We start from the raw sequence: 7,753 nt of genomic DNA, 5'->3' as shown, positions 1-7,753 counted from the left end.
AGGACAACGTTGCGTTACTTCCTTAAAAAATATGTTCATCCTTGAAGATAGCCTTTTTTTAATTACTTTGAATGTAACTAAAACAACTATCAATTTTCGCCGTAGAAGGGCTTGCGACAACTAAACGTAATACCTACTGCACCACGCACCAATATTGATTATTTAGCGTTTCGCCTTGGTAGCATAAACCATACCCACATTAAATAGCGTATATTTTTCATACAACTATAACTTTCACAATGTTGTCTGCTTTTTGAACTGTAAATAATTTCGACACCTGTAAGAATAAATCCAATTCATTTGTATCAGAGGCCCAGCAGCGCCTCAACACCAAACAATATCGCACCTATTAGACCGCCGACGATAGTGCCATTAATGCGCACTTTTTGAAGATCGCGGCCAATATTTAACTCTACCTGCTCAGCCATTTCACGTTCATCCCAACTATTGATGGTGTCGCGAATGTGACGGGTTAGAAATTCAGCCAACTCAGGCGCCATATATTTAGCCGCTTCTCCAATGTGCTTATTGAACGCTTTTGCTAGCTCACTGTCTTGCGTTAACGTGGTACCCAAATCGTTTAAAAGGCTCGACACCTTTGTTTCTGCTTTACCATTTTGCTGTTCAAGAGATGTTAAAAGCCATTGATGAAACTTGACCCATGATTGCTGAACATACGCGTTTAACGCTGGGTCATTAACGATTTTTTCGCGATAGCTGTTTACCTTTTTCTCCATTAACGGGCTGTGTTGCAATTCGTAGAGGAATTCATGTACTTGCTCGTCAAACGCATGTCTAATAGGATGGTGCTCATCTTCGTATATATCTTCTAAGATACTCGAAACCGCTTTAACAGCGATGAGAGCCCCCTGCTCGCTTAGCCAGCTAGACGGCAATAGCTTTTCAATACGACTGTATTCGGTTTTTAGCCATACCACTAACGTGTCTGCTATATATATTTGGGTTTCTGGCTCTGCAAGCAGCGTGGCTAACTTCCCTAACACCCTATCAAGCACAACTTGGTGCTGGCGCTCCTTCGTAACAGCGCTCAACGAGGTTGCCATCAATTGCCTAAGATCAAGTTGTTTAATGCCCTTCTGTGCGGTTTTAGCGATAAACGCTTTCACAGGTTTGTCATCGAGCACGCGCAGAACGCCTGCAAAAGCATCGCATAGAAAGCGACTTAAACGAGTAGCGTTTCTGTCTTGTGACAACCATCTTCCAGCGCCCTTCGCAGGGTCGCTGTCTCGAATCAGTTTTTCTATCGCCTCGGGGTGAAAGAATTTTTCCTTAACGAACAATGACAGGTTATTAGCAATAACAGACTTGTTACTAGCCACAATATTGGTGTGCGGAATAGGGTACTTCGCTGGAATTGGCTTGAACAACGCGGTTACGGCAAACCAGTCAGCAAGACCACCGATGAGCGCCGCCTCACTCGCCATTTTTATAAGCCCTAACCACCATGCACCCTGTAAATTTGGGTAGAACTTGGGTAGTAATACTGTAAAGACAAATACGCCTGCGGCAAAAACCAAACAGGCCAATGCGAGCCTTTTGGCTTTGTTCAGCTGTGCATATTTGTCCGTCATAAACTACTCCGTTTAAATTACTTGTTTACCATCTTGGTCAATTAGTGGTGTACCGTCTTCTTTAGCAAAAGGGCCTTGTGGCCATACAGGCAAAATATCCAGTACAGCCTCACTTGGGCGGCATAATTTCACTGTTTCTTTCGCGTTATCAGAATAGGAATTACCTTCAACTCTCCCAAGAGGTAAAGAAACTGCTTTTTCGTGTTCACCTTTGGGAATGCAAACAATAGGCCTATTCACTAAAACGGGATGTTCCAGCATCAATTCAAAGATGATTTCGTTACTCACTGTTTCATCAAGTAACCCTAATTCAGCAGCAGGCGACTTTGTTGTGCGAAGCGCTTGTCGAGGGTTAAGGTTAGCTGCATTCAATAAATAAGTTAGTTGTTCACGTTCCCACCCAACACGTAAATACTCAATAACCTGCACCTCATACCCTGCGGCCTTGATCACCGCCAGTACATTCCTAGACGTGCCGCACTCTGGGTTGTGATAAATCTTTATCATCGCTTCTAACCTCACTAAAAAGTAAAAACCACATATACCAACATACTATTAAAATTCGAGGACAGACACTCGCAAAGGCTAATACCTTGCCTGTACTCGTTGGACACACACTCAAATAGCTACCTGTACTTCTTGGACACACACTTAAAAAACAACTTGTGGCCAAATACAATTCGAGGACGGACACTCACATAGGTTAAACCTTGCCTGTATTCGTTGGACCCACACTCAAATAGCTACCAGTACTTCTCGGACACACACTCAAAAAAGCAGCTTGTAACCAAAAAGATGTATTCACATTGAGTGTCTGTCCATTTCTTTAAATAATTTCTTCAAGCGAGTGTCTGTCCCCTTCTGAGCTTAGGGCCATGTGGTACAAAATGGTCAAATTCGCCATCCGGTGGCAGATGAAACTATAAAATTAGTCATTACACCATTGAGGGAGTCTCCTCCCTTTGTCATATTAAACTAACCTTCTGATTTTAAATGCTTTTTAAGAGTGGCATGATACGTGAAATGTATTTTATAAATACACAACAAAATTTGTGTTTGATAACAATACCGTTGAAGCGTGTTATTAAGTATTTATAAAATAATCAAGGATATAAGAATATGAAAAAGTCTATTATTGCTAGTGCAGCTATGTTGCTTTCAACCTCTTTGCTTACTGGCTGCGTTATCCATGTTGGCGACGCTAGCGCATTAGAAGGCAGCGATTTCAGTTCTATTCTAGGCAATATTGACATAGCTGAAGGGAAACACGCTGGCGATATTTCTTCTGTTAATGGCAATGTGGAAATTAGCGATCATGGTGGCGCGGATGAAGTCAGCATCGTTAACGGCAATCTTGAAATGGGTAGCCATGTGTCTGTCCGAAATATCGACATTGTAAATGGCGATGTAAGTGCAGCTTCACACCTCAGTGTGCTTAAGAGTGTAGAGACCGTGAATGGAAATGTTACGCTTCCTACGCAAAGTAGAATTGGCGGTAGCGTTGAAACAGTGAATGGAGACATAACAGCCGTTGATACAACCATTGAAAAACACATCAAAACACTCAACGGCGATATTACTTTGTCTGGCTCTTCTCACGTTTTAGGCGATATCGTATACAAGGAAAGTGAAAGCTCTTGGGGTAACAAGTCGGATAACAAACCCACTCTATCAATTAGTGCCTCGGTCACTTTAGACGGTAGCATTATATTGCATCGCCCTGTCAACCTAGACATTGAAAGTGACGAGTTAAAGCAAAAAGTCGTTGTAAGCTACGGCGGTGCAAAGTAACGTAGCCGCTTTAACAACAAAGTTTAATGTTTCGGAAATACATGACTGAACATGAAAAAATGCTCGCTGGCGATTTATATTACCCGTCAGACAAAACCTTAACGGCATTGCGTAAGCAATGCCGTATTCAATTAGACGAGCTTAATGCAACTTGCCAAAGCGACCACAAAAAACGTACTAGATTGCTAAAACAGTTGTTTGGCAGCACAGGGAAAAGACTGTACATCGAGTCTTCGTTTAAATGTGATTACGGCGAAAATATTCACGTAGGCGAAAACTTTTATGCCAATTTCAATTGTGTCATTTTGGATGCGGCAAAGGTAACCATTGGTGACAACTGTATGATAGCGCCCCAGGTAGGACTTTATACAGCCACCCACCCCATAGACCCCGCGCAAAGAGCAACAGGTATAGAGTTCACCAAGCCTATTACTCTCGGCAATAACTGCTGGATTGGTGGGATGGCCGTGATAAACCCTGGCGTGACATTGGGTGATAATGTGGTTGTGGCTTCTGGCGCGGTGGTAACCAAATCTTTTGGAGATAACCTAGTCATAGGCGGTAACCCAGCCAAAGTAATCAAAGAGATTGAACCCGTCGCTCAAAGTGTTTAACGATTTAGCCGATGCCTTTAAGAATGGAAGCTTTTATGAAAAAGGCCTTTTTCAACGAACTCACCATTCCCCTAATCACTGAGTCAATTTTATTTGCTGAAATAAGAAGTGTTAAAAGGCCGCGGATGTAACCAATAAAGCGACCTTAAATTGATGTCGAATACAACGAAACAAGACAAGGCTAGTAAACTTAACGCTAGCCTTATTCACCTTATTATTTACACCCTAACAAAATATCAACTTTGCTAAGCCCTAATCCCAGCTGGGAGCAAAATCAGGGTTAACAATACGTTCGCCATTATCAAGGTCGTCAATAAGAATAAGCTCTTCTTCACTAAGCTTAACACCACCATAAGCTAAATTCTCCGCTAGGTGTACTTCACTGGTTGATGAAGGAATCGCGTAAATGTGACGTTTCTCCATCCACGCCAATACCACTTGCGCCGGCGTAGCGTTATGGTTTTGAGCAATGTTTAACAGCGTTTCGTCTTTCATTACTTTTCCAACAGCAAACGGCATATACGCGGTAGCTCTAATACCTTTTTCCTTGCCAGCTTCCACAACTTTTTTGTTTTGCATGAAAGGATGAATTTCAATTTGATTGGTGTAAATTTCGCCTTCACCTAAAATTTCTTCAGCTTTTTTTAGCAAATCGATAGTGAAATTAGATACCCCTATATGACGCGTAAGTCCTAGCTCTTTTGCCTTGGCAAGATTACCTAAGTAACTTTCTAGCGAAATATCATTTCCTGGATACGGCCAATGAATAAGAAGTAAATCTACATACTCTAGCTTCAGCTTTTCTAAGCTTTCGTGAACACTGGGTATAAAGTGATCGTCGCCCAAGGATTCATGCCACACTTTGGTGGTAACAAATAGCTCGCTCCTTTCTAGCCCGCTGGTTTTTATAGCATCGCCAACTTCAGCTTCGTTATCATAGATTTGTGCGGTATCGATGTGCCTAAACCCTACTCTTAGGGCCTTACTTACTGATTCACGGGCCTCGTCACCTTTTAAACGAAACGTTCCCATTCCTAGTTGAGGCATGTCTTTCATAACAATCTCCTATTCCGTGTGCCTTTAACTACTTGACGTAGCTGATTCGTAAGTTCCTACGCCACGGTTTGAAAAGAAGATCGAAACGCGCTTAATGATTTATAGGATTATTTCAACAACTCTTGTTGTTATTGGACATGTGTTTGACAGTGGTATAAAAAAAGCCGATAGCATTTGCTAGCGGCCTTAATTAAGTACTCACATAGATATCGTTGGATACTATTTACGTTTGCCTGGACGCCCAGCTCGCTTATTCAAGCTTTGTTGCTTACGCACCTTATGCTTTTTAACCGAGCGACGCATACGGCTTAAACGCGCATGGTCAAGCTTACCCTGTCGTACGTTAACCATAGTTTGCGTTTCATCCGGCAATTGAACATGGCTACGAAGCGCGTTTACGTCTTCTAATACTAGCTCTACCCACGCACCTTGCGGTAGACGCTTTTGCAGTTCAATTGGGCCATACTTAACACGGATCAGGCGGCTAACCTGCACGCCTTGCGACTCCCAAAGACGACGCACTTCGCGGTTACGCCCTTCTTTCAACGTCACGTTGTACCAACGGTTCATGCTTTCATCTTCAGCATGCTGCGGCGTAGGCGCACCTGAAATTGTCAGGAACTTTGCTTCGCCGTCTTCCAGCTCTACCCCTTTTTGAAGGGTGTTTAGCGTTTTGCCCGTTACCTCACCGAATACACGCACTGCGTATTCGCGTTCTACTTCACATTTTGGGTGCATTAGGCGGTTTGCCAATTCACCATCGTTGGTGAATAACAGCAGGCCACTGGTGTTCATGTCTAGACGACCAACGGTGATCCAGCGCCCTAATCGAATGGCGGGAAGGCGGTCAAATACCGTATCGCGACCTTCAGGGTCGTGACGGCTACATAATTCACCTTCAGGTTTGTTGTACATCAACACGCGGCAGATTGGCTGTTCTGTTTGACGAGATAGCAAATGACCATCAACACGAATTTGTGCTGTGTGATCGACTCTATCTCCTAATGTCGCTTTAGTGCCATCTACCGATACTCGGCCTTCTTCAATCCAACGTTCCATTTCTCGTCGCGAGCCTAGCCCTTGGTTAGCCAGTACTTTTTGCAACTTTTCAGTCATGGGTTTTCACTCTTTAATTGCTTGTTTACGGTCGCACGGTCTATTCAGACGGTGCCTCATTTAACACCTTAAGCGGCGAGTCTGACGCAACGCTTTCTGCCATGTTTTCGAAAACGTCTGCATTGGGCAAATCGCTCAACGACGTCATCGAAAAATAGTCCAAAAAGCTTTTGGTAGTTGCATAAAGCGCTGGTCGCCCAGGCACTTCTTTGTGGCCCACTACCTTTACCCAGTCTCGTTCTGTGAGTGTCTTAATAATATTACTGCTTACCGCCACGCCCCTGACCTGCTCTATTTCTCCGCGGGTTATAGGTTGACGATAGGCAATGAGTGCCAAGGTTTCGAGCATTGCTCTAGAATACTTTGGCGCATTTTCCTGCCACAATTTGCTTAACCACGGGCTTAACGCATCTAACGACTGAAAGCGATAGCCACTTGCTACTTCCACCAGTTGAATGCCTCTTGGCTGATAGTCTAACTTTAGTTCGTTAATCACCTTACTCAAGGTTCTATCAGCGACGGTAAACTCATTGAGTACCGTTTCTTTTAAATGCTGCTTTGAAATAGGCTTATCAGCAACAAATATTGCTGCCTCTACCAATTGTTTAAGCTGCGCCGTGTTAATTTTCTTCATGGGCACCTAATTTTACATGAATTTTTGCATAAGGACCTGCCTGAATGCATAAAATTAGCTGTTCTTTTACTAATTCTAAAATTGCTAAGAAGCAAACCACTACGCCAGCTTTACCTTCTTCAACCGTAAATAGGCGTTCAAGTGGCGTATATTCTGTTGTTGTGAGTAACGACAAGATGAGCGACATGCGCTCTCGCGTGCTCAGTGCTTCCCGTGCAATGGTATGGTGTTCAAACGCTTCAGCGCGCTTCATGGCCGCACTGAACGCCAATACAATTTCAGCTAAAGACACATCGGGCTCAATGCGAATTGGCGCCACATTCTCACTTAGTTCAACGTGAGTGGTGAAAATATCCCGCTCAAGTCTAGGCTGTATATCTAAATCTTCCGCCGCCTGCTTAACTAGCTCGTATTCTTTTAATCGGCGAATAAGCTCTGCGCGAGGGTCTTCTTCTTCGTCGGAATCATCACTGCGTTTAGGTAGTAGAAGCCTGGACTTAATTTCTGCCAATATGGCTGCCATCAGCAAGTACTCTGCCGCTAGCTCTAATTTTAGCGACATCATGGCATCCACATATTCCATATACTGCTTGGTAACATCAGCGATGGGCAGTGTGGTGATATCAAACTTTTGTTTTCTAATCAGATAAAGCAGTAAGTCGAGCGGCCCTTCGAAGGTTTCTAATATGACCTCTAGGGCATCGGGGGGAATGAAGAGATCTTCAGGCTTTTCAATTAGCGCTTCGCCATTAATAAACGCAAGTGGCAACGGCTGCTGAACAGGTGTCGAAAGCCCCTTCTCAACAGAGGCATCATTATCGTTATTATTGTCTTCAACAAGCTCTGACACAGTTCCACAACCGTTTTTACGCGCTAACAAAGCGGCGATTATTGATATTATTATTTACGCGTTCACGCGAGGGCCTGTAGTGCTTCGCTGTACATCGAAG

General features: G+C 43.6%; 8 protein-coding genes. 2 read left to right on the top strand and 6 right to left on the bottom strand.

The genetic code is table 11. The annotated features are described in order from the left end of the window. Positions 1-305: 305 nt before the first annotated feature. Positions 306-1,592 (bottom strand): DUF445 domain-containing protein, encoded by a 1,287-nt coding sequence (locus tag ACYX4M_RS13660; RefSeq protein ID WP_476080509.1) that lies wholly within the window; start codon positions 1,590-1,592, stop codon positions 306-308. 12 nt (positions 1,593-1,604) lie between these two features. Beyond that, positions 1,605-2,099 carry an arsenate reductase family protein gene (locus tag ACYX4M_RS13655; protein ID WP_476080508.1) on the bottom strand — a complete coding sequence of 165 codons (495 nt, stop codon included), beginning with the start codon at positions 2,097-2,099 and terminating at the stop codon, positions 1,605-1,607. A 612-nt stretch (positions 2,100-2,711) separates the two neighbouring features. Between ACYX4M_RS13655 and ACYX4M_RS13650 the strand changes: the two genes are divergently transcribed. Both ACYX4M_RS13650 and ACYX4M_RS13645 read left to right on the top strand, forming a co-directional pair. After that, positions 2,712-3,383 carry a DUF4097 family beta strand repeat-containing protein gene (locus ACYX4M_RS13650; RefSeq protein WP_476080507.1) on the top strand — a complete coding sequence of 224 codons (672 nt, stop codon included), beginning with the start codon at positions 2,712-2,714 and terminating at the stop codon, positions 3,381-3,383. Between the two features lie 41 nt (positions 3,384-3,424). Continuing rightward, the gene (locus ACYX4M_RS13645) at positions 3,425-3,997 is read left to right on the top strand and encodes a sugar O-acetyltransferase (protein WP_476080506.1); all 573 of its coding nucleotides are present in this window, start codon (positions 3,425-3,427) and stop codon (positions 3,995-3,997) included. Positions 3,998-4,249: 252 nt separating this feature from the next. On the opposite strand, the gene dkgB is transcribed toward ACYX4M_RS13645, so the two are convergent. The 4 genes from dkgB to ACYX4M_RS13625 form a co-directional block, all read right to left on the bottom strand. After that, the gene (gene dkgB, locus ACYX4M_RS13640) at positions 4,250-5,053 is read right to left on the bottom strand and encodes a 2,5-didehydrogluconate reductase DkgB (RefSeq protein WP_476080505.1); all 804 of its coding nucleotides are present in this window, start codon (positions 5,051-5,053) and stop codon (positions 4,250-4,252) included. A 219-nt stretch (positions 5,054-5,272) separates the two neighbouring features. Continuing rightward, positions 5,273-6,169: a 23S rRNA pseudouridine(2605) synthase RluB gene (gene rluB, locus ACYX4M_RS13635; RefSeq protein ID WP_476080504.1), complete on the bottom strand. Its 897-nt coding sequence runs from the start codon at positions 6,167-6,169 to the stop codon at positions 5,273-5,275. A gap of 40 nt (positions 6,170-6,209) precedes the next feature. Then, complete coding sequence (scpB, locus tag ACYX4M_RS13630; RefSeq protein WP_476080503.1) at positions 6,210-6,803, bottom strand: SMC-Scp complex subunit ScpB; 594 nt, start codon at positions 6,801-6,803, stop codon at positions 6,210-6,212. Beyond that, positions 6,790-7,653, bottom strand: coding sequence for a segregation and condensation protein A (locus tag ACYX4M_RS13625; RefSeq protein ID WP_179982916.1), 864 nt, complete (start codon positions 7,651-7,653; stop codon positions 6,790-6,792). The genes scpB and ACYX4M_RS13625 overlap by 14 nt, the downstream gene beginning before the upstream one ends. Between the last annotated feature and the right edge of the window lie 100 nt (positions 7,654-7,753).

It is taken from the genome of Alteromonas sp. ABV4_150 (assembly GCF_056311745.1).
This window is presented reverse-complemented; position numbering and strand designations above follow the sequence as displayed.